Origin of the sequence: Methylocystis sp. (genome assembly GCF_050246715.1) — a bacterium.
Lineage (GTDB): Bacteria > Pseudomonadota > Alphaproteobacteria > Rhizobiales > Beijerinckiaceae > Methylocystis.
Map to the genome: position 1 here is coordinate 17,338 of NZ_JBFWVN010000015.1, position 24,996 is coordinate 42,333.

Genomic DNA, 24,996 nt, shown 5'->3' on the forward strand with positions numbered 1-24,996 from the left:
TCGATGCAGACGTTTTTCTCGCTGCAGGCGCTCGCCGATCCCGATATGGCCGAAACGGAGAAGATTCTCCGCGCCTGTGTGCATTGCGGCTTCTGCACGGCGACATGCCCGACCTATCTCCTTACCGGCGACGAACTCGATGGGCCGCGCGGGCGCATCTATCTCATCAAGGACATGTTCGAGATGGAACGGCCGGCAGATGCGCATACGGCTCGTCATATCGATCGCTGCCTGTCCTGTCTCTCCTGCATGACGACATGTCCTTCGAGCGTGCATTTCATGCATCTCGTCGATCACGCGCGGGCGCATATCGAACAGACATATAGGCGGCCCTTTGAGGAGCGCGCCATGCGCGCGGCGCTCGCTTCCATCTTGCCGCGGCCCGTGCTCGCGCGTCCGCTGTTTCGTCTTGCGGCGGCCCTGCGTCCATTGGCGTGCTTGGCGCCGCGCCGCATCGCGTCGGCGCTCGCGCTCGCGCCGGCGTGGATTCCCTCCGCTTCGAGCGTCGATTCTCCGCAGGTGTTTGCGGCGCAAGGCGCGCGCAAAATGCGCGTCGCGCTTCTCAGCGGCTGTGTCCAGACGGTTCTCGACACGTCGATCAATGAGGCGACGATACGGCTTCTCACGCGCCATGGCGTCGAGGTCGTGGTTGCGAAAGGCGCTGGCTGCTGCGGGGCGCTGCCGCATCATCTCGGCAAACTCGATGAGTCGCTGCGCTATGCGCGCGCCAATATCGAAGCCTGGTCGCGCGAAATCGGCTCCGGCGGACTCGACCATATCGTCATCAACGCCTCGGGCTGCGGAACCAGCGTGAAGGACTATGGCCATATGTTCCGCAACGATCCGACTCTCGCGGAGAGGTCGGCGCATATCTCGTTGATCGCAAAAGACGTGACCGAGCTTTTGTCAAAGATCGGCTTTGCGCCGACGGGCGACGCGCCGAGGCTTCGCGTGGCCTATCATTCGGCTTGTTCTCTGCAACACGGGCAGAAAATATCGCAAGAGCCAGTCGCGCTTCTTCGCGCGGCAGGCTTTGAGGTCGTCGACGTTCCGGAAGGCCATATCTGCTGTGGTTCGGCGGGAACCTATAATGTGCTGCAGCCTCATTTCGCCGGCGAGTTGCGGTCGCGAAAGGTCGCTAATATCGAGAGCCTCGCGCCGGATATCGTCGCCGCGGGCAATATCGGCTGCATCATTCAGATCAGGTCGGGTGCGGCGATCCCGGTCGTCCATACCGTCCAACTGCTCGATTGGGCGAGCGGGGGGCCGAAGCCTTCAGCGCTCGGTTAGAAGATATCTGCTATAATGCTTTGGAAGAGGTAAGAAATGCCGCTGCTCGACACATTGCTGGAAAAACGCGTTGATCTCCTCCGAGCGGCGGCGCGCCATGGCGCGTCGAATCTCAGGCTTTTTGGGTCGGTGGCGCGAAGATCGGAAACGCCTTCGAGCGACGTCGATATATTGATCGATCTCGCCGAGGATCGGGGTTTTGCGGAATTTCTGGCGCTCGCGGAAGAGCTTGAGGCGCTGATCGGTCGGAAAGTCGACCTGATTACCTCGCGAGGGATTAGTCCCTATCTCAAGCCGCTCATAGATAGGGAAAGCCTTACTTTGTGAGATCGGATCGTCTTTATCTCGAACATATGCTCGACAGCATTCGCGCCATCGAAACTTTTGTGGTCGGGGGTAAGGAATTATTTCTCAATGAGAGAATGATTCAAGACGCCGTCATTCGCAATTTCGAGATTATTGGCGAGGCCGCAAACAGACTTTCGCCTGAGCTTCGCGCCGCGACGCCGACGCCGTGGAAAAGAATAGTGGCTTTCCGCAATCGGCTGATTCATGCTTATTGGGGCGTCGATCACTTTCTCGTTTGGGATGTCATCGCGAACGAACTTGCGCCGCTCAAACTCGAAGCCGAACGGCTGCTACAGGAGTTGAACGACGGATAGCGCCCGCCTACCGCAAAAATCCCACGATATCCTTCACCGCATTCATATTCTCTCGGGCGATGGCGCGGGCGCGTTCGGCGCCGTCGCGCAGCACGCCGTCGACATAGGACTCATCCTCGCGAATGCGGCGCATCCTGTCGGTGATCGGGGCGAGCTTGGCGACGGCGAGATCGACCAGCGAGTTTTTAAAGGTCGAGAAATTAGCGCCGCCGAATTCGCCAAGGACATCCGCCTTGCCGCGCCCCGAGAGCGCCGCGTAGATGCCGACAAGATTGTCCGCTTCCGGGCGCCCTTCGAGCCCCTTTTCCTCGGAAGGCAAAGCGTCCGGGTCGGTCTTCGCCTTCTTCACCTTCTGCGCGATCTGGTCGGCGTCGTCCGAGAGATTGATCCGCGAATAGTCGGAAGCGTCCGACTTCGACATTTTCTTCGTGCCGTCGCGCAGGCTCATCACCCGCGTCGCCGGCCCTGAGATCAGCGGCTCGGGCAGGGGAAAGAAGGCCTCGCCAAAGCCGTTGCGCGCGATCGACTCGGCGAAGTCGTTGTTGAACTTCTGCGCGATGTCGCGCGCGAGTTCGAGATGCTGCTTCTGGTCGTCGCCGACCGGCACATGCGTCGCGCGATAGATCAAAATATCCGCGGCCATCAGCACCGGATAGTCGAGCAGGCCCATCGAGGCGTTCTCGCGATCCTTGCCGGCCTTGTCCTTGAACTGGGTCATGCGATTGAGCCAGCCGATGCGCGCGACGCAATTCAACACCCAGGCGAGTTCGGCGTGTTCCGCAACCTGGCTCTGGTTGAAGACGATGTTCTCTTTCGGGTCGATGCCGCAGGCGATGAAGGCGGCGGCAATTTCGCGCGTATTGGCTTTGAGCGCGATCGAGTCCTGCGGCACGGTGATCGCATGCAGGTCGACGACGCAATAGAGGCAGTCGAAGTTCTTCTGCAGCTCGACGAATTTGACGATCGCGCCGAGATAGTTGCCGAGATGCAGATTGCCAGTGGACTGCACGCCGGAGAAGACGCGCTGAGGGAAGGTGGTCATGGGATTTGCCGAGGTTTTGCGTTTGGCGGTCTTATGGCGAGAAGCGCGCGCGGGCGCAAGCGTGCAGTTGGCGGGATTAGATTTGCAAAATGCTCCAGCCCCTCATCTCACTTCTCCCCGCAAGCGGGGAGAAGGGCCGGAAGGCGCGATGCTAGAGCCCCCTTCCTCGCTTACGGGGAGAGGTACGGTGGGGGGCTGGGGCGACGAGCGCCGCCTGAATCGCGTCACAAAATAAACCGGCTCAGATCCCTGTTTTTCGCCAGATCGCCGATGTGCTCTTCCACATAGGCGCCGTCGATGACGATTCTGTCGCCGGCGCGGTCCGACGCCGAAAAGCTGATGTCGTCGAGCACGCGCTCCATCACCGTTTGCAGCCGCCGCGCGCCGATATTCTCGACGGAAGTATTCACCTGCACGGCGACCTTGGCGACGGCGTCGACGGCGGAGGGCGCGAATTCCAGCGTCACGCCCTCGGTGCCCATCAGCGCGGAATATTGCTTGGTCAGACAGGCTTCGGTTTCGGTCAGAATGCGACGGAAATCGTCTTCGTTGAGCGACGAGAGTTCGACGCGAATCGGCAAGCGTCCCTGCAGTTCCGGTAGAAGGTCGGAGGGCTTTGCGACATGAAAAGCGCCTGAGGCGATGAACAGCACATGGTCCGTCTTCACCGTTCCATGTTTGGTCGCGACCGTGGTGCCTTCGATGAGCGGCAGGAGATCGCGCTGGACGCCTTCGCGCGAAACATCGGCGCCGCCGCGCCCCTCGCGCGCGCAAATCTTGTCCATCTCGTCGATGAAAACGATGCCGTTGTTCTCAACCTCATGAATCGCCTCGCGGACGCTCGCCTCCTGGTCGATCAGCTTTTCGCTTTCCTCGGCGACGAGCGGCGCCTGAGCGTCCTTCACGGATAGCTTGCGCGGCTTGCCGCGTTGCATTGCCTTGCCGAAGATATCGCCGAGCGAAAAGGCGGAGACGCTCGCGCCGGGCATGTTCGGCAGTTCGAACATCGGCATCGAGGAGCCCGATTGAGTGAGCTCGATTTCGATTTCCTTGTCGTCGAGTTCGCCTGCGCGCAGGCGACGCCGAAATGTTTCGCGCGTGCTCGGCGAGGCGGCAGGGCCGACCAGCGCGTCGAGCGTGCGCTCTTCGGCGGCCTGTTGCGCGCGCGCCTGCACGTCCTTGCGGCGGCGCTCCTTGACCATCACGATGGCGACCTCGATGAGATCGCGCACGATTTGTTCAACGTCGCGGCCGACATAGCCGACTTCGGTGAATTTCGTCGCTTCGACTTTCAGAAAGGGCGCATTGGCGAGACGGGCGAGGCGCCGCGCGATCTCGGTCTTGCCGCAGCCTGTCGGGCCGATCATGAGGATATTCTTCGGCAGCACCTCTTCGCGCATCTGGCCTTCGAGCTGCAGCCGTCGCCAGCGATTGCGCAGCGCGATGGCGACGGCGCGCTTCGCGTCGTTTTGCCCAACGATGAAGCGATCGAGTTCGGAAACGATCTCGCGCGGCGAGAAATCGGCCATGGGAAGGTCCTTCGGAACGGCATTAGGCAGTCGGCATTAGGCAGTCGTATCATCCCACCGCCGACTGCCGAATACCGAATGCCCTAAATCTTCTCCACCACCACGTTCTGGTTGGTGTAGACGCAAATTTCTGATGCGATAATCATTGCCCGTCGCGCGATGGTTTCGGCGTTGAGCGGCGAATCGAGCAAAGCGCGCCCGGCGGCGAGCGCGTAATTTCCGCCTGAACCAATGGCGGCCACCGCGCCTTCGTCAGTCGCTTCCGGCTCCAGAACGTCGCCGGAGCCGGTAAGGACGAGGCCGACGCTCTTGTCGGCGACAAGCATCATCGCCTCCAGGCGCCGCAAATATCGGTCCATCCGCCAGTCCTTGGCGAGTTCGACGCAGGCGCGCATCAATTGTCCGGGATATTGTTCGAGCTTCGATTCAAGCCGTTCGAAGAGCGTGAAAGCGTCGGCGGTGGCGCCGGCGAAACCAGCGATGACGTCGCCCTTCCCGAGGCGGCGCACCTTCTTGGCGTTGCCCTTCATGATCGTCTGGCCCAGACTCACCTGACCGTCCCCGGCGATCACCGTTTCTCCCGCTTTCTTGACGAGGATGATCGTCGTCGCATGCATCGCCGCCGAGCGGCCTTGTTCGCTATCCATTTGCTTATCCAGCCTGAGACGTTCAGCCGATGTAGAGTTCTACGCTGATTTGAGCAAGTGCGGCACGACGGCGGCCCGCCGCGGCGCGGTCACTCGCCCGGCGATCTGGGCGCAGGAAATTCCAATATCTCGCGCGTATAAGTTTCATGCACCTCGGACAGGGGACGGTGATCGCGCGCATAAACCACCGCCGTGTGCTCGAAGAGATCATGAGGAATGGAAAGTGCGCCGCTCGCCTTGTCTGGCGAGGTGCCGGTTGCAGACGCCTCCCATCCTTCGGGCAGCGGCGACCAGCGCAGCTTCATCTCAACCGTGCGGCGGAACGGTTGAAGCGGGGCGATCGCCTTGCCGAAGGGCGTTTCCGTCGTCTCCAGGGCGCGGTTCATGTCGTCGGAAAGGCGCCCCGGCACGTACCAATTGTCGGCTTCCGACAGCACATGTTCGCCGCATGCGAGCTGCACGCGACGATATTTTATCGGCTCATTCGCGCCGACATCGAGCCGCCGGCGCGTCTCCTCGCTCGGCGGCTTCTCGGTGCCCGAAACGCGGCGCGCAAGGATTTTGGGCGCCGCCGACATTTTGTGATCGGCGCACCATTTCTCTAACGTCGCGGTCGCGCTGCGGCTTGCGAGCAATGAGGCGTTCAGCGTTTGGATAAGCGCCAGCGCTTCGACGCGCGACACAAAGCCGTCCCGCCAAGTTTCGGCGGTCGTCGGTTGAGCGGCCAGCGCCGTCGCGATGAGGCCAGAAAAGAATCTTACGCGCATGTTTTCTCCTCTCCTCGCCTCGCCCTCGGCCGTTTGAACAAGCGACCGACGTCCTGTCGGATGCGGCATTTTGCGCATGGAGGCGTCTTCTTAGGACATTTTCGCCAAGCTATAAGCGCTCCGGGGGATCAGACAAATTGCCGTGGTCGAGTTTGGGGAGGGAATCGACGCGAACCGAAGGACCATTCGCCGCTTTGCTTTCGGTCTGCCGACAGGAGGCGATCGTTGGCGCGTATCTCGCTTCTCCTTGACGCGGAAGCGGCTCGGGCGGTTGACGCGGAAGCGGCACGGGTGGCTTATCAAGGACCGAATTGTTACAAACCCGCCGCTTCGGCCACAGTCGCCGGAATCGCCGGCGGAGCCCACAAAAAGGTAGGACATGCGCAGCGCGACGATCGAGCGCAACACGAAGGAAACGAAGATTTCCGTAGCCGTTGACCTCGATGGGGCCGGCCGCTCGGAGATTTCGACGGGGTTGGGCTTTTTCGACCATATGCTCGACCAGATCGCCCGTCATGCGCCACTGGATCTGACGGTGCGCGCCGAGGGCGATCTCTATATTGACGGCCATCACACAGTCGAGGACGTCGGCATCGCCATTGGCCAGGCAACGGATCGCGCGCTCGGCGACCGCAAGGGCATTGCCCGCTATGGCGACGCCCATGTGCCGCTCGATGAGGCGTTAACCCGCGTCGTCGTGGACGTTTCCGGCCGTCCTTTTCTCGTTTACGACGTTTCCTTCCCGGCGCAACGGATCGGCGACTTCGACACGGAATTGATGCGCGAATTCTTTCAGGCTTTCGCGGTTCAAGCCCGCATCGGACTGCACATCGAATGCCTGCGCGGCGTCAACAGCCATCATATCGCCGAAAGCGCCTTCAAGGGCTTCGCGCGGGCGTTCGGTAAGGCGGTCGCGATCGATCCGCGCCGTTCGCAAGGCGAAGCGCCCTCTACCAAGGGAACGCTCACCGCCTGACAGGAGGCGCGTGACGCCGAGGAGAGGACGGCCGATGGCCATATTCACTGTTCATTTTCCGCGAACGGCGTCGGGCGCGCTTCCCGCGCCGGATAAGATCGTCTTTCTGCGCGACGGCTTTTCCTGGCCGGCCGCGCTTTTCGGCCCGTTCTGGCTTGCCTGGCGCCGGGCTTGGATCGTCGCCGGCCTGTGGACGCTTCTGCTCGTCGCCTTATCGCTTCTCGCCTGGAAAATGCGGGTCTCGCGCGACGCCATCTCCTGGCTCACCTTCGCGCTCGCCGTCTGGCTTGGCTTCGAGGGAGAGCGGCTCGTCGGCTGGAATTTGGCGCGTCGCGGCTATGTCGAGCAGGACCTTGTCGTCGGCGACGACATCGACGAAGCCGAGGCGGCGTATTTTCACCGTCACCGCCCCGTCGCCAAGGAAGACGTCGCTCGGGAGCCTGCTCCTTGACGACGGCGATCATCGACTACGGGTCGGGCAATCTTCATTCCGCCTTGAAAGCCTTTGAGCGCGCGGCCCGCGAATCGCAGCAGCCGGCCAATATCCGCGTCACCAGCGAACCTGACGTCGTGCGCGCCGCCGAGCGCGTCGTTCTGCCGGGCGTCGGCGCTTTCGCCGATTGCCGTCGCGGCCTGATGGCGATCGAGGGCCTTTACGCCGCGCTGCAGGAGGCGGCCATCGACCGCGGCCGGCCGTTCTTAGGCATTTGCGTTGGGATGCAGCTCATGGGCGCGCGTGGCCTCGAGCATGGCGAATGGCCGGGGCTCGGCTGGATTCCAGGAGACGTCGCGGCGATCACGCCTGCCGATCCTTCATTGAAAATCCCCCACATGGGCTGGAACACGCTTACGCTGAGTCGCGAACATCCGCTCTTTTCCGGCGTGCCGACCGGAGAGCGCGGATTGCACGCCTATTTCGTGCACTCGTTTCAGCTCACGCCGTCGGCGCCCGAACACATCCTGGCGACGACGGATTATGGCGCGCCGCTGACCGCGGCGGTCGCCCGCGACAATCTTGTCGGCGTGCAGTTTCATCCCGAAAAAAGCCAGAGGCTCGGCTTAGCCTTGATCAGCAATTTCCTCAGGTGGCGACCGTGATCCTGTTTCCCGCAATCGATTTGAAGGAAGGGCAGTGCGTGCGCCTCGCCCAGGGCGACATGGATCGCGCGACCGTGTTCAGCGACGATCCGGCGGAACAGGCGCGCGCCTTCGAGCGGGTCGGATTCGAATATCTCCATGTCGTCGATCTCGACGGCGCCTTCGCGGGCGCGCCGCGTAACGCTTCCGCCGTCGAAGCAATTCTCGCGGCGCTGACCATTCCCGTGCAGCTTGGCGGCGGCATTCGCGACATGCGCACGCTGTCGCGCTGGCTGGACCAGGGCGTCGCCCGCGTCATCATCGGCACGGCGGCGGTCAAGGACCCCTCTTTCGTGCGCGAGGCCGCGCGACTCTATCCCGGCCGCGTCGCGGTCGGAGTCGACGCCAAGGACGGCTGCGTCGCCGTCGACGGATGGGCGCGCGCGACGCGTATGTCGGCGCTCGATCTCGGCAGGAGCTTCGAAGACGCTGGCGTCAGCGCCATCATCTACACCGATATTTCGCGCGACGGCGTGCTCACTGGCCTCAACATCGACGCCACTCTGGCGCTCGCCGACGCGTTGACGATTCCCGTTATCGCCTCGGGCGGCCTCGCGTCGCTCGCCGATGTCGAGCGGCTGCTGCAGCCGGACTGCCGCAAACTCGCCGGCGCCATCACCGGGCGCGCGCTCTATGACGGGCGGCTCGATCCGGCGCAGGCGCTGGCGTTGATACGCCGCGCGCGGGCGGCGACGGAGGACGCCTGATGCTCAAAGCCCGCGTCATTCCCTGCCTGGATGTGAAGGAAGGCCGCGTCGTCAAAGGCGTTAATTTCGTCGATCTGCGCGACGCTGGCGATCCTGTGGAATGCGCCATCGCCTATGACGCCGCCGGCGCCGACGAACTCTGCTTTCTCGACATCACCGCGAGCCATGAGAATCGCGGCATTCTGCTCGACGTCGTGCAGCGCACCGCAGAAGCCTGCTTCATGCCGCTGACCGTCGGCGGCGGCGTGCGCACGCTGGACGACATCCGCAATCTCCTGCTCGCCGGCGCCGACAAGGTCTCGATTAATTCAGCAGCCGTCGCCAATCGCGGTTTCGTTCGCGAAGCGTCCGAAAAATTCGGCGCGCAATGCATCGTCGTCGCGATCGACGCCAAGCGCGTCGCGGACGGGCGCTGGGAAATCTTCACCCATGGCGGGCGCCGCCAGACCGGGATTGACGCCGTCGACTACGCGCGCGAGGTGACCGAACTCGGCGCCGGCGAAATCCTGCTCACCTCGATGGATCGCGACGGGACAAAGAGCGGTTTCGATATCGCGCTAACGCGCGCCGTCGCCGACGCGGTGCATGCGCCGGTCATCGCTTCCGGCGGCGTCGGAACGCTCGATGATCTCGTCGCCGGCGTCAAGGAAGGCCATGCGAACGCCGTGCTCGCGGCCTCGATTTTCCATTTCGGCGAATATTCGATCCCGCAGGCGAAGCGCCACATGGCGGCGGCGGGACTGCCGATGCGCCTCGACGGATTGGAGGCGATGGGATGATCGCTATTGAACGCCCACGTCATTCCCGACGCGCGCAATGCGCGCGATCGGGAATCCAGAGTAAGCCCAGCATTGCTGCGTCGGCTCTGGATTCCCCGTCAGGCCTTCGGCCTGTCGGGAAGGACATGGTCCTAGCGAACGGATCAGCCGGAATCCGAATCAGCTCCCTCTCCCGCGAAGCGGGGGAGGGCTGGGGAGTGGGCTTTCAATGACCTTCGCTCTCGACGACCTCGCGGCGCTGATCAAATCGCGGCGCAACGACAGCGCTTCGACCTCTTATACGAAGACCCTGCTCGACGCCGGCATGGCGAAGATCGCCAAAAAATTCGGTGAAGAGGCGGTGGAAGCCGTCATCGCGGCGATGGAGGGCGATCGTAGGGCGCTCATCAATGAAGCCGCCGACACGCTCTACCATCTCCTCGTCATGCTCGAAGCGCGCGATGTCTCTCTTGACGATGTCGTGCGCGAGCTGGAGCGGCGCACGCAACAATCCGGCCTTGCGGAGAAAGCCGCGCGCGGAGCCAAGGAATGACGGCGGCGGAGCTCGTTCCCAACAGCGAGGCTCTGTCTCCCTACCGGCACTTTACGCGCGCCGAATGGGCGGCGCTGCGCGCCGATACGCCGCTCACGCTGACGCTCGACGATCTCGCCCGGCTGAAATCGCTCAACGATCCGATCTCGCTCGAAGAAGTCATCGAAATCTATCTGCCGCTGTCGCGACTGCTCGCGCTCTATGTCGCCGCGACGCAAGGCCTCTTCAAGGCGACGCAGCGCTTTCTTGGCGCCGAAGACGGCAAGGTTCCCTACATCATAGGCGTTGCGGGCTCGGTCGCGGTGGGAAAATCCACGACGGCGCGCGTGTTGCGCGCCTTGCTGTCGCGCTGGCCGAACACGCCGAAGGTCGAACTCGTCACCACCGACGGATTTCTCCTCCCCAACAGAATCCTCGAAGCCGAAAGGCTCATGGACAAGAAAGGCTTTCCGGAAAGCTACGACAATAAATCTCTGTTGCGATTTCTCTCCGACGTAAAGGCCGGCCGGCGCAACGTCTGCGCGCCGGTCTATTCGCATATGACCTATGACGTGGTCGAAGGAGAGGCGACCTGCGTAGACCGGCCCGACATTCTCATTGTCGAGGGCGTCAATGTTCTGCTTGCGCCGCGCCCGCGCGATGGCCGCGAAATTCCCTTCGTTTCGGACTTTTTCGATTTCTCGGTCTATCTCGACGCGCGCGAGGACGTGCTGGAGCACTGGTATGTGGAGCGTTTCCGACGGCTGCAGCAGACCGCGTTCCGCGATCCGAAGTCTTACTTCCGGGTCTATGCCGATCTTGGCGAAGAGGAGACGATGCACGTCGCCAAAGACATTTGGACGCGCATCAATCTTGAGAATTTGCGCCAGAACATCGCCCCGACCCGACCGCGCGCAAGTTTGATCCTGACCAAGGGCGCCGATCACAGGATCGAGGAAGTCTCGCTGCGAAAGCTATAGGCTCGGCGTCACGCCGAGCGCGGGCGACGGGGGTGCGCGCATGCTCGCGGGTCTGCAAATACTGGTGTTTCTGCTGGCGGCGGTGGCTTTCGTCGCTTTCCTCGCCTTACGCTCGGGCGTCGCCTCGCCGATCCTGCTCGTTGCGACGGGCGTGCTGATCGCCGTCGCGCCCGGCGTGCCGCCCTTTGTGCTCGAGCCGCAATTCGTGCTGCTCCTGGTGCTGCCGCCGGTGATCTACATTTCCGCGATCAACATGAGCTGGCGGGAGTTCAAGTTCAATCTGTGGCCGATCCTGCTGCTCGCCGTCGGCTGCGTCGTCTTCACCACCATCGCCGTTTCCGCGGCGACGAATTGGCTGCTTGGCTGGCCTCTGGCGGTCGGATTCGTGCTCGGCGCGATCGTCTCGCCGCCCGACGCCGTCGCGCCGCTCGCCATTGCGCGGCGCATGCAAATGCCGCGGCGCATCCTTGTGATCCTGGAAGGCGAGGGCCTCGCCAATGACGCGACGGCGCTGGTGCTCTATCGCTTCGCGGTGGCGGCGGTCAGCGTCGGCACTTTTTCTCTTGCGCAGGCGGGCGAGACATTCGCCGCAATCATCGTCGGCGAGATCGCCTGGGGCGTCGTCGTCGGCTGGTCGATGCTGCGCATGCGCCGCCTCATGCGCGATCCGCGCATCGAGATCACGCTGTCGCTGATTACGCCTTACCTTGCCTATTGGCCGCCCGAACAGCTCGGCGGTTCGGGCGTCATCGCGACGGTGGCGACCGGCCTTTACATCAGCTGGAACGGGCCGAGGCTGATCAGCGCCGCCACGCGCTTGCAAGGCGTGTTCTTCTGGGATTTCTTCCTCTTTTTGATCGAAGGGCTCGTATTTCTCTTCACCGGTTTGCAGGCGCAGGCGCTTGCTTCGCGCATTCAGGATCATTCACTGAGCGAATTGGCGGCGTCCGCCGCGGTCGTCTCGCTCGTCGTGATTCTAGCCCGCTTCGTGTGGATTTTTCCGCTCACCTATCTGCCGCGCTGGCTCATTCCGCCGCTTGCGCGACGCGATCCCGCGCCACCCTGGCAATGGCCGTTTATCATTTCCTTCACCGGCGTGCGCGGCATCGTCTCGCTCGCCGCGGCGCTGGCGATTCCATTCGCGACGGCGCAGGGCGAGCCGTTTCCCTACCGCGACGCGATCTTTTTTATCGCCTTTTTCGTCGTGATGGTGACGCTCGTCCTTCAAGGCTCCGCGATGCCTTGGATCATTCGCAAAACCGGTTTGGCCAAAGCCGGCATGCAGGAACGCCTTCTCCACCGCGCCGAGGAGCTGCGCGCCCGTCACGCGGCGATTGAAGCTTCGAGCGCAAAACTTGCGATTCTCGGCGCCGAGAACGACATTCCCGAAGAAGCGATGCTGACGCTTCGCGCGCAGCAGGACTATTTTTCGTCGCGCGTGCGTATGAAGTGCGACATTCACGAAGAGCGCCGCGAGTTGATCGAGCGTCACGACGATATCGACCTGCTGCTCATCACTGAGGAGCGCGATCTGATCAATGCGCTGCTGCGGGAAGGCAAACTCAAAGACGAAGCCCGCCGTCGTATCGAACGCGAACTCGATCTGCGCGAGGCGGATGTGCTGAACCGCCGCGCGGAGCGGCTGTGGTAGCGGCGATAGGCATTTTTTTTTGAAACGCTCAGCTGTCATTCCAGACGAGCGAAGCGCGATCGGGAATCCAGAGCAACGCCAACGTTCTTGGATTGGCTCTGGATTCCCGGTCAGGCCTTCGGCCTGCCGGGAATGACATGCGCGGGATACTTAAGCGTTCCCCACCGTGCGCAGCAGCGGCGCGGCGCGGCCATGCGTCGACTTGCCGTCGATGACAAGGCCTGAAGCGTCGGCCGAAACTTCCACGGTCGCGCCGTCGATGATCTCGCCGGCGAGGAGGCGCTCGGCGAGCGCATCCTGCAGCTCCTTCTGCATGACGCGCTTTAGCGGCCTCGCGCCATAAGTCGGGTCATAGCCCTTCGCCGCCAGCCAGTCGCGCGCCTTCGAATCGAGATGCAGCGTGATCTTGCGATCTTCGAGGAGCTTCTGCAGCCGCTTGACCTGGATGTCGACGATCGCGCCCATGTCCTCGCGCTGCAGGCGGTTGAACAGGATGATCTCGTCGACGCGGTTCAGGAACTCCGGCCTGAAATGCGCCCGCACCACCTGCATGACCTCGTCATGCACGGCGGAGGAATCTTCGCCCTCCTTCTGCATGACGAGGAATTCCGAACCGAGATTCGACGTCATGATGATCAGCGTGTTCTTGAAATCGACGGTTCGGCCCTGGCCGTCGGTGAGGCGTCCGTCGTCGAGCACCTGCAACAGCACGTTGAACACGTCAGGATGCGCCTTCTCGATTTCATCGAAGAGCACGACCTGATAGGGCCTGCGGCGGACCGCCTCGGTCAAAGCGCCGCCTTCTTCATAGCCGACATAGCCGGGCGGCGCGCCGATGAGCCGCGCCACCGAATGCTTCTCCATATATTCCGACATGTCGAGCCGCACCATCGCGGTCTCGTCGTCGAAGAGGAAGCTCGCCAGCGCCTTGGTCAGTTCGGTCTTGCCGACGCCGGTGGGCCCGAGAAAGATGAAGCTGCCGATCGGACGGTTGGGGTCCTGCAACCCGGCGCGCGCGCGGCGCACCGCAGTCGACACCGCCACGACCGCGTCATGCTGCCCGACGACGCGCTTTGCAAGCTCGTCCTCCATATGGAGAAGCTTCTCGCGTTCGCCTTCGAGCATTTTGTCGACCGGCACGCCGGTCCAGCGCGAGACGACCTGCGCCACGTCATCGGCGGTGACCGCTTCGTCAACGAGCGTGTCTGCCTCCTTTTCGGTCTCGCCGAGCTTCTTTTCGAGGTCGGGAATCACGCCATAGGTCAGTTCACCGGCGCGCTGATATTCGCCGCGCCGCTGCGCCTGCGCCAGTTCGTTGCGCGCCGCTTCAAGCTGCTCCTTGAGCTTCTGCGCCGTTCCGAGCTTGTCCTTCTCCGCCCGCCAGCGCGCGGTCAGCGCCGTCGATTTCTCTTCGAGTTCGGCAAGCTCGCCTTCGAGCTTCGACAGACGGTCCTTCGAGGCCGCATCGGTCTCCTTCTTTAAGGCTTCCTGCTCAATCTTGAGCTGAATGATGCGCCGATCGAGTTCGTCGAGCTCTTCGGGCTTCGAGTCGATCTGCATGCGCAGACGCGACGACGCTTCGTCGATGAGGTCGATCGCCTTGTCCGGCAGGAAGCGGTCGGAAATATAGCGGTTCGACAGCGTCGCGGCGGCGACGATCGCGCTGTCGGTGATGCGCACGCCGTGATGGAGTTCGTATTTCTCCTTCAACCCGCGCAGGATCGAGATCGTGTCCTCGACCGTCGGCTCGTCGACGAAGACCGGCTGGAAGCGCCGCGCCAGCGCCGCGTCCTTTTCGACATGCTTGCGATATTCGTCGAGCGTCGTCGCGCCGACGCAATGCAATTCGCCGCGCGCCAGCGCCGGCTTGAGCAGATTGGAGGCGTCCATCGCGCCATCCGCCTTGCCGGCGCCGACGAGCGTATGCATCTCGTCGATGAACAGGATGATCTTGCCGGCGGCGGCGGTGATCTCATTGAGTACCGCTTTGAGCCGCTCCTCGAATTCGCCGCGATATTTCGCGCCGGCGATCAGCGCGCCCATGTCGAGCGCGAGCAGCTTCTTGTCTTCGAGCGATTCCGGCACGTCGCCATTGACGATGCGCAAAGCGAGGCCTTCGACGATCGCCGTCTTGCCGACGCCTGGTTCGCCGATCAGCACAGGATTGTTCTTGGTGCGCCGCGACAGCACCTGCACGGTGCGGCGAATCTCCTCGTCGCGGCCGATGACCGGATCGAGCTTGCCCTCGCGCGCCGCTTCAGTCAGGTCGCGGGCGTATTTCTTTAGCGCGTCATAGGCGTTTTCGGCGGAAGCCGAATCCGCCGTGCGGCCCTTGCGCAAATCCTCGATCGCGGCGTTCAGCGTCTGCGGCGTCACGCCCGCGTCGCTCAAAATGCGCGCCGCCTCCGAATCCTTCTCCATCGCCAGCGCCAGCAGCAGTCGCTCGACGGTGACGTAAGAATCTCCCGCCTTCTGGGCGAGCTTCTCGGCGTTGTCGAAGAGCCGCGCCGTCGCCGGCGCAAGATAGAGCTGGCCTGCGCCGGAGCCGCCGACTTTCGGCAATTTGGCGAGCGCGGCCTCAGTCTTCGCCAGCGCCTCTCGCGACCGGCCGCCTGCGTGGTCGATCAGCCCGGCGGAAAGGCCATGCTCGTCGTCGAGCAGGACTTTCAGAATATGTTCGGGGGTAAACTGCTGATGGCCTTCGCGCGTCGCCATCGCCTGCGCGCTCTGCACGAAACCGCGCGCGCGTTCGGTGTATTTCTCAAAGTTCATTCATCGCCCCTCTGACCATGAGGCGGCCCTTCTTCGAGCGGCGCGCCTCGCGTCCAATATTTTGTGAGAGGACCCCTTGCGGCGGCCCTCGTGCTCGATATGGGAAGTTGGGGCCATATGAAAAGGCCCGGTTGGGGCGCAAGCGCCGCAATTTGCCGCCGCTTCGCCAGGACGTATTGTCGCTGCCGATGTCCACCGGAGTTCGCATGCGCGTCGCCGCAATCTACCGCTATCCAGTGAAGGGCCTTTCGCCCGAGCCGCTCGACGCCGCCGCTCTCGAAGCCGACGGCTATTTTCCCGGCGACCGGCTGTTCGCGCTGGAAAACGGGCCGTCAGGCTTTAATCCCTCGGCGCCCGAACATCAGCCCAAGATCAAATTCCTGATGCTGATGAGGAACGCCGCGCTCGCTGGTCTAGCGACGCGCTACGACGCGGCGACAGGCATATTGATGATCGAGCAAGACGGTGACGAGGTCGCACGTGGAGATTTGCGGTCGGCCGAAGGTCGCGAAGCCATCGAAGCCTTCCTCACAGGCTTTCTCGACTCGGAAATTCGGGGTCCCGTGCGGCTTCTCGCGGCGCCAGGCAGTTTTCGCTTCACTGATTCGAAATCCGGCTTCGTCTCGCTCGTCAATCTGGCGAGCGTCGCCGCCATCGCGCAGGCGGCAAAGGCGGTGGTCGATCCGCTGCGTTTTCGCGCCAATCTCTATGTTGAGGACATGGCCCCCTGGGCCGAGGCGGCGCTGCTTGGTCGGACGCTCGCGATCGGCGGCGCGCGGCTTGAAATTCTCAAAATGACCGACCGTTGCGCGGCGACGGGGGTTGAGCCCGGAACCGGGCGGCGCGACATGGACCTCGTCCAGACGCTGCGCGCGAACTTCGGCCATATCGATTGCGGCGTCTATGCGCGGGTGGCGCAGGGCGGCCACATCGCCGCGGGCGACGCGATCAACGTCGTTGCAGCGGGGCCTTAGTCGACGCCATGAAATAACTGAATCGGTAGCAGGAACCTTGGCGCGCCTCGAGGCGCGCGGTCCAACACGCGACGCCCTTGGACCGCGCGCCTCCAGGCGCGCAGCATCGCGAACAAGCCGGAGTTGGGGCATTTCATTCGCGGCGACGACTTAAAAACGATCGGGCTCCAGCGGAAGCTCGCCGACCTCCGGCGCATCATCTTCCCGCGACCCGCTGGCGACATCATCCATCGGCGGGCGCGGCCGCCGGCGACGACGCGAACTCAGATGATAATTGACCCCGCCCTCATGATCGCGCGGCGCGTTTTCGCGCTCGACCGAGGGCTCCGCGCCTTCGCTCGGAACGGGGCGAGAAGCCGCCGGCGCGGTTATGAATGACGGAAGCGCGGCTCCCGCGCCGCCCTCGGCGGCGCCGGCCTCGGCGCGCGGCTGAAAACGGCGGTCGCGGCTGCGGTCGTAGCCCTGATGACGCGGGCGGTCGCCGCCTTCGGCGTTGCGGTCCCGGCCAAAAGCCTGCCGCTCGGGCCGCTCAGACCGCTGCGGACGCTCGGGCCGTTCCGGGCGCTGCATGTCGCCGATCGGGCGCTCCTCGAAAGGCTGAGGCTGGGGCTGCGGCGCGGCGAAATGCGGCTGCGGCGCGAAGGGCTGCTGCTGCGGCTGCGGCTGATAGGCCGGTGCCGGCAGCCGCTCCGAAAGTGGCGCGAAACGGTCGGGCAGCGCGGCGAAATCGTCGTCGTCCTCGCTGGTTTCAACTTCCGCTTCATACTGCGGACGCGCATAGCCGTTGACCTGCTGCTGCGCGGCGGCGATCAGCCGGAAATAGTGCTCCGCATGCTGCAGCAGGCTCTCGGCCATGATCGTGTCGCCGGAAGACTGCGCATCTCGCGCGAGCTGTAAATATTTTTCGGCGACATGTTGAGCCGTGCCGCGAATCTTCACGTCGGGGCCATTGGACTCATAGGATCGCGTCAGCGGATTAGGCCCTTTGCGGCCGTTGCGTCCGCGCATTCTCTTGTTCTGTCCTGGTCTCATCAAACTCCCCGCAATCTCGCCACGCTCGGCTTTCGCCTGCGCGGCCTTATCAAGAACGCCGCCGCCAAATTCCTTCGCCAGAAGCCGCTAACGCCAAACGACCGCGCGACAGCGACCCGTGTTCCCGGACAGCCAGCTTCAAGAGCGGCGCGCGCGAGTCGAATGTCCTCAAGTCGGCCGCAATCGGCGGCCCCGCGTTGTTCTGCGCCAATACCCCTCAGCGCGAATTCACGACCCTAAGCGCAACGGGATGGCGTCTGCCTGCCTGGCGCATAACGCCCAGCGACGATCGAAGTGGCCTCACTCCGGCGCTCTCATGTCGATTTCGACTTTGCTCCCGCCGGTCGTTTCGGGCTTCCGTTCGCGAAGCGGAGCCAAAGGTTCGAGGTTCATTCTCGAAGTCGGCGATCGGCTGGACCTGAAATGACTATAGTGGAGGGGGCGCCCCCCAACAAGACCGTGCGCCGAACAGCGGGCCAAAAAAGGGAGTACTGTAGCCAATATGTCACGTCGGCGCGGGCGCAAACCGCGCTGCGACAATCCTTTCATGTCCGCCGGCGTCGTGGGCGACGCGCTCGACTTGGAGCCCCTGAGCGCCCAATAGCTCGGCGACGCTCGCGGCTTGGTCGAAACCGACTTCGAAAAGGACAAAGGCGTTTTCTGCCAGCAGCCGCGGCAGATCGCGGATAATGTCTCGATAGCAGTCGAGCCCGTCGGCGCCGCCGTCGAGCGCCAGCGCCGGATCATACAGTCGCACCTCGGGGTCGAGCCCTGCGATGTCGCCGCTCCGCACATAAGGCGGATTGGAGACGATGAGGTCGAAACGACCGCAAAGCGCCTCGGCCCAGCGGCCGCGCATGACGCTTGCGCGATCGGAGAGGCCGCAGCGGGCGAGATTTGTGGCGGTCGCCGCGCAGGCTTCCGGTGAAAGATCGACGGCGAGCGCGTTGGCGGCCGGAAGCTCGCTGAGTAGCGCGCAGGCGATGGCCCCCGAGCCGGAGCCGAGATCGAGTATCGAGAGCGGCGCTTCGCGTTTTTCGGCGACGAGGCTCAGCGCGGTTTCGACCAGCGTTTCGGTGTCGGGCCGCGGATCGAGCACGCCAGGCGCGACGATAAGATCGAGCGTCCAGAATCCGCGCTCGCGCAGAATGCGCGACAGGGGTTCGCGGGCGATTCGCCGCGCCACATAGTCGGCAAGGATGCGCGATTCGTCCTCCGTCAGCGGCGCGCGGGGTGCCAGAGCGAGTTCGAGCCGGGTCAGCGCCGCAGCGCCGCGCAGAAGGGCGCGCGCCTCGTCCTGCGGATGGGCGACGCCCGCGGCCTCGAGATCATCCGCGGCCATCGCGATCGCCTCGATTCGCGTCGGGAGCGGCTCGCTGTTCGCCGTCGCCATTTTCCCAACGCCCGAGGTCATGCCCTATCCCTTATTGGCGAGAAGCGTCGCCAGCCGTTTCGCGAAAGCCGCCGCATCGACCGGATGCTCGCCGTCCGCGACGCGCGCGAGGTCGAAGAGTAGAAGCTGCTCGTCGCGGGTCGCCTCGCGCCCTTTGTCGCGCAGGGCGCCGGCCAGCGCGATGATCGCCTCATGTCTCGGGTTGACCTCCAAAACCGGCTTTCCAAAGGCCGCTTCCTGACCATGTTCGGCCAGAAGGCGGGACAATTGGCGATCGAACCCGGTATCCGGCGCCACGAGGCAGACGGCGCTGTCGGTCAGCCGGGTCGAGGCGCGCACGTCGTCGACATAATCGACGAGCGTCTCCTTGAGCGCTGAAAGCAAATCAACGACGTCGGCCGGCGCCGCAGCCTCGGTTTTGGCGTCGTCGGCCAGCGCGATCGCGTCGATGTCGGCCTGGCCCTGGGTCACCGATTTGAACGGCTTGCCCTCGAAGCCCAAAGCGCTCGTCACCCAGAAGGCGTCGACGGCGTCGTCGAGCAGCAGCACCTCGACGCCTCTCGCGCGGAATCCCTCGAGCTGCGGGCTGGCGCGCAGCCGCTTCATATCGTCGCCGACGAGATAATAGATCGCGGTCTGATTCTTCCTCAGATCGGCGACGTAATCCTTGAGCGTGCGGGTCTTTTCCTCTGATTTGGTCGAGGCGAAACGGGCGATTTCGAACAGAGCGTCGCGGCGGCTCGGGTCTTCATGCAGACCTTCCTTGAGGACGGCGCCGAAGTCTCTCCACACTTGCGCGAATTTCTCTGGCTCGGCGTCGGCGAGCTTTTTCAGTTCCTGCAGCATGCGCGTCGCGATCGCCTTGCCGATCGCGCCGACGGCCGGGCTCTTCTGCACCATCTCGCGCGAGACATTGAGCGGAATGTCGGCGCTGTCGACGACGATGCGCGCGAATCGCAGCCAGGCCGGCAATAGCGCCATGTCCCGCGAGATCAGCACTCGGCGCACGTAAAGCTTTGATTTGCTGGTTCGCGCCGGGTCAAAGAGATCGAAAGGCCGCGCGCCGGGGACAAAGGCCAGCACCGTATATTCGGTGCGCCCTTCGGCGCGCCAATGGGCGATCAGCGCCGGCTCGTCCAATTGTCCGGACAATTGCCGGTAGAAGTCTACATATTGCTCCTGCGTGATGTCGGACTTCGGCTTTGTCCACAGGGCGACGCCCTCTGTGATTCGCCGCGGCTCTTCGCCCGGCGCGGCGATGAGGTCGATCGGCGCGGCGATCGCGCCCGAATGTTCGCGCACGACGCTTTCGACGCGCCAGCCGTCGAGAAACTCATCGCTCTCTTCGTTGAGATGCAGTGTGACGCGGGTGCCGACGGCGGGCGCGTCTTCAAGCGGCAGCGGCGCGATCTGATAGGAGCCCTTGCCCTCGGAACTCCATAGCCAGGCCTGATTCTCGCCGGCGCGCCGCGTCGCGACCTCCACCCGGTCGGCGACCATGAAGGCGGAATAAAATCCAACCCCGAACTGGCCGATGAAGCCCTCGTCCTTTTCCTTGCCGAGCTTGTCGAGAAAGGCGCGGGTTCCGGAATTGGCGATGGTGCCGAGCGCGCTGATCAGCTCCTCGCGCGACATGCCGACGCCATTGTCGGCGACGGTCAGGGTGCGCTTGTCCTTGTCGAGCGAGATCGTCACGAGCGGCGGGCCGGCCTCGGCGGCGAGCTTTTCGTCCGAAAGCGCCTCGTAGCGCAGCTTTTCGCAAGCATCGGCGGCGTTCGAGACAAGCTCGCGCAAAAAGACGTCGCGCTCCGAATAGACGGAATGCGTCATCAATTCGAGAAGCCGCGCGACATCAGCCTCGAAGCCGAAATCGGCGGCGGCTTGCGGCTGGGCGGCCGGGGCCGCGCTTTCGACGGAAGCGGCGTCGTCGGTCATGTTCTCTCCAATGAAAAGCAAAAGGGAATCAGCGTCGCGGTCGGCGCGTCGGCGCATCTTGAGTTCGTCATTGTCGGGAATTTTGCAAGGTCGGCAATTTTGCAAGGGCGCGCTTGAGCCCGCTCGACCGCCCCTGCCAAGGCCAAAAGTAGACGAGCCGGCGCGGGAGCGAGACTCCCGGCCGACTCGACCATCGCCACGACCTCTATATCTCGGAACCGCACGCTTTCGGGGGGCTGGGGGGCTGACGAAACCGAAAGCGCGAGGCCCCGAGCTGTCGAGGCAATGACCTTCATTTTGGGCGGCGCGTTTGTCTGGCAAGGGGCGCCATGTCGGCGAAAGTATGATTGTTGCAGGCTAAATCTTATCCAGTTGCACGGCCGCAAAGATTTTCGTCGCAAACTCGTCATTAAGTCTTGCCCGCCGCATGCGCGCTTGCCAACATGGCGGCAAGACATTGAGGAGAGCGTCACGCATGGCGGAGTCGGAGACGACGGAGCCCAGCCGAGCCCGACCCGCGCTCGTCGTCGTGAATGGCGCTTCGCCGGACGCGGCGCAGGGAGCGCGGGGAGACAAGCGCGGCGCTGCGGTTTCATTCAGCCGGCCGGAACTCAACGTCATCTTCAATCTCTACGGAGCGAAAGTCGCGCAGGGCGAATGGCGCGACTATGCGATCGACTTTACGTCGGCCAAGGCGGTGTTCTCGATTTTTCGACGCTCGAGCGAGGCGCCGCTCTATCGAATCGAAAAGAATCCGGCGCTGGCGCGTCGGCAGGGTGCCTATTCAGTCATCGCCGCGACGGGCCTGGTGCTCCGGCGCGGCCATGATCTCTCGCGGGTGGTGCGGGTTTTGGACCCCGCGCTGCGGCTCGTCGGCGCGGAATAGATCTAAAACCGATCGGCGCGATAGGGCGTCGGATCGATGAACGGCGTCTCGCCAGTTATCATTTCGGCGAGGAGCCGGCCGGAGACCGGCCCGAGCGTCAGCCCATGATGGGCGTGGCCGAAATCGAACCACAGGCCAGGATGACGCGGGGCGGGCCCGATGATCGGCAGCATGTCGGGCAAACAGGGCCGGGCGCCGCGCCAGGGCTCCGGGTCGAGCCGTTCGGCGAGCGGGAACAGCCGGCGCGCTGTGGGCTCGCAAATCTCGATCTGAACGGGCGTCGGCGGCGCGTCGCGGCGGGCGAATTCGGCGCCGCTCGTCAGCCTGACGCCGCGACGCATCGGCGCGAGGAGATAGCCGACGTCCGCGTCGAGGATGGTGTGATTGAGCTTCGCGCCGTCTTTTGCGGCGTAATGCATGTGATAGCCGCGTTTCCAGCCAAGCGGGATGCTATAGCCGAGCGGCCCGTAGATGGCGTCCGACCAGGGGCCGAGCGTCACGACCGCCGCGCCGGCGGCAAGCGGTCCTTCCGCCGTCGCCACGCGCCAGCGTCCATTCGCCTCCTGCGAAAGGCTGCGGGCGTCGCCGGCAATGAATTGGCCGCCGCGTGAAACGAAAAGGTCGGCGTAAGCCTTAGACAGAGCGGCGGGATCGACGATTCCAGCCGTGTCCCGATAATGGACGCCGCCGGCGATCGGCGCGAAATCCGGCTCCAGCGCCGCGACGCCAGCCGAATCGAGCGAGTCGATATGTAAGCCATAGGCGCGCAGCCGCTCCGCGTCGGCAAATCCCGCCGCAAGGCTTTCCTCGCTGCGAAACAGCTTGATCCAGCCGTTTCTGCGCAGGAGTTCCCCGGCGCCCGCCTGCTGGATCAACGCCTCATGCTCGCTGAGGCTGTTTTCGATCAGCGGGCGCCGCGCCTCGATATTTCGCTCCACGCGCTCAGGCGCGCTTTCGCGCCAATAGCGCAGGAGCCAAGGCCCTACCGCCGGGAGGGCCGAGAAATGGTAATGCGCCTCGGGGAGAAGGTTCAGCGCATATTTTATGAGCCGCGCCGGGTCTCGCGGGAAAAGATAGGGGATGAGCGAGGAGCGCTCGATCAGCCCGGCGTTGCCAAAGCTCGTCTCCTGCCCGACGGCGCCGGCGCGATCGATCAGCGCGACCTCCTGGCCGCGCGCCTGCAGATGCAGCGCGGCGCTGACGCCGACGATGCCGGCGCCAAGAACCACCACATCCGTCGACTTCATGTATCCTCCAGCTTAGCCGCAGGGGAATTGGGTGAGGAAAAATGTGCAAAACGGGCTTCCTCGTCCTTCGAGACGCGTGCTGCGCACGCTCCTCAGGATGAGGAAACCCTTCACCCGATCGCCCTTCGCTTGGTCGCCTCATATATGGACTTTGATGCAACACGCATGCTAGGCGCCTGTTTCATTCCGCAGAATTTCAGGGCGCCTGATGATCCCCCGCTATTCCAGACCCGAAATGACGGTCATTTGGGAGCCGCAAACGCGGTTTCGCATCTGGTTCGAGATCGAGGCCTATGCCTGCGACGCGCTCGCCGAAATCGGCGTCATCCCTAAGGAGAGCGCCAAGGCGATCTGGGACAAAGCGGATTTCGTCGCCTTCGACGTGGCGCGGATCGACGAGATCGAACGCGTCACCAAACATGACGTGATCGCCTTTCTGACCCATCTCGGCGAATTCATCGGCGCCGAATCGCGCTTCGTTCATCAGGGGATGACGTCGTCCGACGTGCTCGACACCTGTCTCGCGGTGCAATTGTCGCGCGCCGCGGATTTGCTGATCGCCGATGTCGACGCGCTGCTCGCCACGCTCAAGACCCGCGCCTATGAGCACAAATACACGCCGACGATCGGCCGCTCGCACGGCATTCACGCCGAGCCGACGACCTTCGGGCTGAAACTGGCGCAGGCTTACGCCGAATTCGTCCGTGCGCGCGCGCGGCTCGTCGAGGCGCGCAAGGAAATTTCGACCTGCGCGATTTCGGGCGCGGTCGGCACCTTCGCCAATATCGATCCGCGCGTCGAAGAATATGTGGCGCATAAGATGGGGCTCACGCCCGAGCCGATCTCGACGCAGGTCATTCCGCGCGACCGCCATGCGGCTTATTTCGCGACGCTTGCCGTCGTCGCGTCGTCGGTCGAACGGCTGGCGATCGAAATCCGTCATTTACAGCGCACCGAAGTTTTGGAGGCGGAGGAATTTTTTTCCGCCGGGCAGAAAGGCTCTTCGGCCATGCCGCATAAGCGCAATCCGGTGCTGACCGAAAATCTGACCGGCCTCGCGCGCCTCGTGCGCGGCATGGCGATTCCGGCGATGGAGAATGTCGCGCTGTGGCATGAGCGCGATATTTCGCATTCTTCGGTCGAGCGCATGATCGGGCCCGACGCAACCGTGACGCTCGACTTCGCATTGGCGCGTTTAACAGGCGTGATCGAAAATCTCGTCGTCTATCCGGAGAACATGCGCAAGAATTTAGAAAAGCTCGGCGGCCTCATCCATTCGCAGCGCGTGCTTCTCGCGCTGACCCAAAAAGGCGTCTCGCGCGAAGACGCCTATGCGATGGTGCAGCGAAACGCCATGCCGGTCTGGCGCGGCGAAGGGGATTTCCGCACGCTGCTCGGCGCGGATAGGGACGTTAGCGCGAAACTGTCGCCGCAGGAGTTGGACGAGCTTTTCGATCTTTCGTACCACTTCAAACATGTGGATACGATTTTCGCTCGCGTTTTCGACGAGCGTTGACGTTTCCCTCGATCTCCAAAAACCCAAGCTGCAATTCTCTCGCGAAGACGATGAGCGCGGCGGTGAAGAGGATCATTGCGACAGCGAACAGAAAGCCTGCGCCATATTCATGACGCACGTGCAGAAAGGCCGCGCCGAAGCCGAGAATGACGAGGACGCTCGTCGCGATGCAACTTCCAACGCCCCAATAGATGGCGCGATGTATCAGCTTCGCGCGCGTTTTGAGGACCGGCAGTTCGGCCTTGAGACGCGGCTGCACCTGATCGTCCTCCGCGTCGATCTCTCTTGAACGGTCGACGATCCGGTCGAGGCGGGAGATGAGCACATCTAAAAGCTGCGCCTCGGCCGCGAGCAGAAAGGCCGGACCGGTGACCTGCGAGATCACGGTGGAAAGCTGTTCGATCGAAGGCGAATAATACATCGTCGGCGACGGCCCTGTTGGAGGTATCCAGTTCTGCGGCGCTTATACCGCAAGACGCGCGATGGGCGGTTGGCTTTTTTCGCGCCGGCGTCATGGCCCTGGTCCGATAGGTCCCGTGCCGCATGTCTCTTCCAAACTTCTC

24 protein-coding genes are annotated in these 24,996 nt (G+C 63.4%); 14 read left to right on the plus strand and 10 right to left on the minus strand.

The window, feature by feature from the left end; translation table 11 throughout:
• Nucleotides 1-3: 3 nt before the first annotated feature.
• Genes glcF through AB7I51_RS07280 form a run of 3 tightly spaced genes read left to right on the plus strand, consistent with a single transcriptional unit; the run spans nucleotide 4 to nucleotide 1,952 of the window.
• Nucleotides 4-1,290 carry a glycolate oxidase subunit GlcF gene (glcF, locus tag AB7I51_RS07270; protein WP_428403946.1) on the plus strand — a complete coding sequence of 429 codons (1,287 nt, stop codon included), beginning with the start codon at nucleotides 4-6 and terminating at the stop codon, nucleotides 1,288-1,290.
• Between the two features lie 36 nt (nucleotides 1,291-1,326).
• Nucleotides 1,327-1,617 (plus strand): nucleotidyltransferase family protein, encoded by a 291-nt coding sequence (locus AB7I51_RS07275; RefSeq protein ID WP_428403947.1) that lies wholly within the window; start codon nucleotides 1,327-1,329, stop codon nucleotides 1,615-1,617.
• Complete coding sequence (locus AB7I51_RS07280) at nucleotides 1,614-1,952, plus strand: HepT-like ribonuclease domain-containing protein (protein ID WP_428403948.1); 339 nt, start codon at nucleotides 1,614-1,616, stop codon at nucleotides 1,950-1,952. The genes AB7I51_RS07275 and AB7I51_RS07280 overlap by 4 nt, the downstream gene beginning before the upstream one ends.
• Before the next feature lie 7 nt (nucleotides 1,953-1,959).
• Here AB7I51_RS07280 and trpS read toward each other — a convergent pair whose 3' ends face one another.
• From trpS to AB7I51_RS07300, 4 genes are all read right to left on the minus strand, one after another.
• Nucleotides 1,960-2,994 carry a tryptophan--tRNA ligase gene (trpS, locus tag AB7I51_RS07285; protein WP_428403949.1) on the minus strand — a complete coding sequence of 345 codons (1,035 nt, stop codon included), beginning with the start codon at nucleotides 2,992-2,994 and terminating at the stop codon, nucleotides 1,960-1,962.
• A gap of 224 nt (nucleotides 2,995-3,218) precedes the next feature.
• Nucleotides 3,219-4,523: an ATP-dependent protease ATPase subunit HslU gene (gene hslU / locus AB7I51_RS07290; protein WP_428403950.1), complete on the minus strand. Its 1,305-nt coding sequence runs from the start codon at nucleotides 4,521-4,523 to the stop codon at nucleotides 3,219-3,221.
• Between the two features lie 83 nt (nucleotides 4,524-4,606).
• Nucleotides 4,607-5,170, minus strand: coding sequence for an ATP-dependent protease subunit HslV (gene hslV, locus AB7I51_RS07295; RefSeq protein WP_428403951.1), 564 nt, complete (start codon nucleotides 5,168-5,170; stop codon nucleotides 4,607-4,609).
• Nucleotides 5,171-5,259: 89 nt separating this feature from the next.
• On the minus strand, nucleotides 5,260-5,937 hold the full coding sequence (locus AB7I51_RS07300; RefSeq protein ID WP_428403952.1) for a hypothetical protein: 678 nt from the start codon (nucleotides 5,935-5,937) through the stop codon (nucleotides 5,260-5,262).
• Nucleotides 5,938-6,316: 379 nt separating this feature from the next.
• Here AB7I51_RS07300 and hisB point away from each other — a divergent pair, with 379 nt between their 5' ends.
• From hisB to AB7I51_RS07340, 8 genes are all read left to right on the plus strand, one after another.
• On the plus strand, nucleotides 6,317-6,913 hold the full coding sequence (gene hisB, locus AB7I51_RS07305; protein WP_428403953.1) for an imidazoleglycerol-phosphate dehydratase HisB: 597 nt from the start codon (nucleotides 6,317-6,319) through the stop codon (nucleotides 6,911-6,913).
• Between the two features lie 34 nt (nucleotides 6,914-6,947).
• Nucleotides 6,948-7,364, plus strand: coding sequence for a DUF2628 domain-containing protein (locus AB7I51_RS07310; protein ID WP_428403954.1), 417 nt, complete (start codon nucleotides 6,948-6,950; stop codon nucleotides 7,362-7,364).
• Nucleotides 7,361-8,011, plus strand: coding sequence for an imidazole glycerol phosphate synthase subunit HisH (gene hisH, locus AB7I51_RS07315; protein ID WP_428403955.1), 651 nt, complete (start codon nucleotides 7,361-7,363; stop codon nucleotides 8,009-8,011). The genes AB7I51_RS07310 and hisH overlap by 4 nt, the downstream gene beginning before the upstream one ends.
• Nucleotides 8,008-8,757 carry a 1-(5-phosphoribosyl)-5-[(5-phosphoribosylamino)methylideneamino]imidazole-4-carboxamide isomerase gene (gene hisA / locus AB7I51_RS07320; RefSeq protein ID WP_428403980.1) on the plus strand — a complete coding sequence of 250 codons (750 nt, stop codon included), beginning with the start codon at nucleotides 8,008-8,010 and terminating at the stop codon, nucleotides 8,755-8,757. Before hisH ends, hisA begins: the two co-directional genes overlap by 4 nt.
• Complete coding sequence (gene hisF, locus AB7I51_RS07325) at nucleotides 8,757-9,536, plus strand: imidazole glycerol phosphate synthase subunit HisF (protein WP_428403956.1); 780 nt, start codon at nucleotides 8,757-8,759, stop codon at nucleotides 9,534-9,536. The genes hisA and hisF overlap by 1 nt, the downstream gene beginning before the upstream one ends.
• A gap of 208 nt (nucleotides 9,537-9,744) precedes the next feature.
• Nucleotides 9,745-10,068 carry a phosphoribosyl-ATP diphosphatase gene (locus tag AB7I51_RS07330; RefSeq protein ID WP_428403957.1) on the plus strand — a complete coding sequence of 108 codons (324 nt, stop codon included), beginning with the start codon at nucleotides 9,745-9,747 and terminating at the stop codon, nucleotides 10,066-10,068.
• Complete coding sequence (gene coaA, locus AB7I51_RS07335) at nucleotides 10,065-11,027, plus strand: type I pantothenate kinase (protein WP_428403958.1); 963 nt, start codon at nucleotides 10,065-10,067, stop codon at nucleotides 11,025-11,027. The genes AB7I51_RS07330 and coaA overlap by 4 nt, the downstream gene beginning before the upstream one ends.
• A 40-nt stretch (nucleotides 11,028-11,067) precedes the next feature.
• Nucleotides 11,068-12,678 (plus strand): Na+/H+ antiporter, encoded by a 1,611-nt coding sequence (locus AB7I51_RS07340; RefSeq protein ID WP_428403959.1) that lies wholly within the window; start codon nucleotides 11,068-11,070, stop codon nucleotides 12,676-12,678.
• A 150-nt stretch (nucleotides 12,679-12,828) separates the two neighbouring features.
• On the opposite strand, the gene clpB is transcribed toward AB7I51_RS07340, so the two are convergent.
• Complete coding sequence (clpB, locus tag AB7I51_RS07345) at nucleotides 12,829-15,450, minus strand: ATP-dependent chaperone ClpB (protein ID WP_428403960.1); 2,622 nt, start codon at nucleotides 15,448-15,450, stop codon at nucleotides 12,829-12,831.
• Nucleotides 15,451-15,656: 206 nt separating this feature from the next.
• On the opposite strand from clpB, the gene AB7I51_RS07350 reads away from it, so the two are divergent.
• On the plus strand, nucleotides 15,657-16,424 hold the full coding sequence (locus AB7I51_RS07350) for an MOSC domain-containing protein (protein WP_428403961.1): 768 nt from the start codon (nucleotides 15,657-15,659) through the stop codon (nucleotides 16,422-16,424).
• Nucleotides 16,425-16,574: 150 nt separating this feature from the next.
• Here AB7I51_RS07350 and AB7I51_RS07355 read toward each other — a convergent pair whose 3' ends face one another.
• From AB7I51_RS07355 to htpG, 3 genes are all read right to left on the minus strand, one after another.
• Nucleotides 16,575-17,432: a DUF4167 domain-containing protein gene (locus AB7I51_RS07355; protein WP_428403962.1), complete on the minus strand. Its 858-nt coding sequence runs from the start codon at nucleotides 17,430-17,432 to the stop codon at nucleotides 16,575-16,577.
• 529 nt (nucleotides 17,433-17,961) lie between these two features.
• The gene (gene prmC / locus AB7I51_RS07360) at nucleotides 17,962-18,870 is read right to left on the minus strand and encodes a peptide chain release factor N(5)-glutamine methyltransferase (protein ID WP_428403963.1); all 909 of its coding nucleotides are present in this window, start codon (nucleotides 18,868-18,870) and stop codon (nucleotides 17,962-17,964) included.
• A gap of 3 nt (nucleotides 18,871-18,873) precedes the next feature.
• The gene (htpG, locus tag AB7I51_RS07365) at nucleotides 18,874-20,784 is read right to left on the minus strand and encodes a molecular chaperone HtpG (RefSeq protein WP_428403964.1); all 1,911 of its coding nucleotides are present in this window, start codon (nucleotides 20,782-20,784) and stop codon (nucleotides 18,874-18,876) included.
• A 475-nt stretch (nucleotides 20,785-21,259) separates the two neighbouring features.
• Here htpG and AB7I51_RS07370 point away from each other — a divergent pair, with 475 nt between their 5' ends.
• Nucleotides 21,260-21,670 carry a DUF2794 domain-containing protein gene (locus AB7I51_RS07370; protein WP_428403965.1) on the plus strand — a complete coding sequence of 137 codons (411 nt, stop codon included), beginning with the start codon at nucleotides 21,260-21,262 and terminating at the stop codon, nucleotides 21,668-21,670.
• A 2-nt stretch (nucleotides 21,671-21,672) separates the two neighbouring features.
• Here AB7I51_RS07370 and AB7I51_RS07375 read toward each other — a convergent pair whose 3' ends face one another.
• On the minus strand, nucleotides 21,673-22,917 hold the full coding sequence (locus tag AB7I51_RS07375; RefSeq protein ID WP_428403966.1) for an NAD(P)/FAD-dependent oxidoreductase: 1,245 nt from the start codon (nucleotides 22,915-22,917) through the stop codon (nucleotides 21,673-21,675).
• A gap of 208 nt (nucleotides 22,918-23,125) precedes the next feature.
• Between AB7I51_RS07375 and purB the strand changes: the two genes are divergently transcribed.
• Nucleotides 23,126-24,433: an adenylosuccinate lyase gene (gene purB / locus AB7I51_RS07380; protein ID WP_428403967.1), complete on the plus strand. Its 1,308-nt coding sequence runs from the start codon at nucleotides 23,126-23,128 to the stop codon at nucleotides 24,431-24,433.
• Here purB and AB7I51_RS07385 read toward each other — a convergent pair.
• Nucleotides 24,387-24,854 carry a DUF2721 domain-containing protein gene (locus tag AB7I51_RS07385; protein ID WP_428403968.1) on the minus strand — a complete coding sequence of 156 codons (468 nt, stop codon included), beginning with the start codon at nucleotides 24,852-24,854 and terminating at the stop codon, nucleotides 24,387-24,389. The two genes, purB and AB7I51_RS07385, sit on opposite strands and share 47 nt — an antisense overlap.
• Nucleotides 24,855-24,996 lie beyond the last annotated feature (142 nt).

Bases quoted from the DNA above. Each gene is read 5' to 3' on its own strand.
- AB7I51_RS07350 (WP_428403961.1), top strand. From the start codon at position 15,657: ATGCGCGTCGCCGCAATCTACCGCTATCCAGTGAAGGGCCTTTCGCCC.
- AB7I51_RS07330 (WP_428403957.1), top strand. From the start codon at position 9,745: ATGACCTTCGCTCTCGACGACCTCGCGGCGCTGATCAAATCGCGGCGC.
- hisF (WP_428403956.1), top strand. From the start codon at position 8,757: ATGCTCAAAGCCCGCGTCATTCCCTGCCTGGATGTGAAGGAAGGCCGC.
- AB7I51_RS07370 (WP_428403965.1), top strand. From the start codon at position 21,260: ATGGCGGAGTCGGAGACGACGGAGCCCAGCCGAGCCCGACCCGCGCTC.
- trpS (WP_428403949.1), bottom strand. From the start codon at position 2,994: ATGACCACCTTCCCTCAGCGCGTCTTCTCCGGCGTGCAGTCCACTGGC.
- purB (WP_428403967.1), top strand. From the start codon at position 23,126: ATGATCCCCCGCTATTCCAGACCCGAAATGACGGTCATTTGGGAGCCG.
- AB7I51_RS07310 (WP_428403954.1), top strand. From the start codon at position 6,948: ATGGCCATATTCACTGTTCATTTTCCGCGAACGGCGTCGGGCGCGCTT.
- glcF (WP_428403946.1), top strand. From the start codon at position 4: ATGCAGACGTTTTTCTCGCTGCAGGCGCTCGCCGATCCCGATATGGCC.
- AB7I51_RS07275 (WP_428403947.1), top strand. From the start codon at position 1,327: ATGCCGCTGCTCGACACATTGCTGGAAAAACGCGTTGATCTCCTCCGA.
- hisB (WP_428403953.1), top strand. From the start codon at position 6,317: ATGCGCAGCGCGACGATCGAGCGCAACACGAAGGAAACGAAGATTTCC.
- clpB (WP_428403960.1), bottom strand. From the start codon at position 15,450: ATGAACTTTGAGAAATACACCGAACGCGCGCGCGGTTTCGTGCAGAGC.
- prmC (WP_428403963.1), bottom strand. From the start codon at position 18,870: ATGACCTCGGGCGTTGGGAAAATGGCGACGGCGAACAGCGAGCCGCTC.
- AB7I51_RS07385 (WP_428403968.1), bottom strand. From the start codon at position 24,854: ATGTATTATTCGCCTTCGATCGAACAGCTTTCCACCGTGATCTCGCAG.
- AB7I51_RS07340 (WP_428403959.1), top strand. From the start codon at position 11,068: ATGCTCGCGGGTCTGCAAATACTGGTGTTTCTGCTGGCGGCGGTGGCT.
- hslV (WP_428403951.1), bottom strand. From the start codon at position 5,170: ATGGATAGCGAACAAGGCCGCTCGGCGGCGATGCATGCGACGACGATC.
- coaA (WP_428403958.1), top strand. From the start codon at position 10,065: ATGACGGCGGCGGAGCTCGTTCCCAACAGCGAGGCTCTGTCTCCCTAC.
- hslU (WP_428403950.1), bottom strand. From the start codon at position 4,523: ATGGCCGATTTCTCGCCGCGCGAGATCGTTTCCGAACTCGATCGCTTC.
- AB7I51_RS07355 (WP_428403962.1), bottom strand. From the start codon at position 17,432: ATGCGCGGACGCAACGGCCGCAAAGGGCCTAATCCGCTGACGCGATCC.
- htpG (WP_428403964.1), bottom strand. From the start codon at position 20,784: ATGACCGACGACGCCGCTTCCGTCGAAAGCGCGGCCCCGGCCGCCCAG.
- AB7I51_RS07375 (WP_428403966.1), bottom strand. From the start codon at position 22,917: ATGAAGTCGACGGATGTGGTGGTTCTTGGCGCCGGCATCGTCGGCGTC.
- AB7I51_RS07300 (WP_428403952.1), bottom strand. From the start codon at position 5,937: ATGCGCGTAAGATTCTTTTCTGGCCTCATCGCGACGGCGCTGGCCGCT.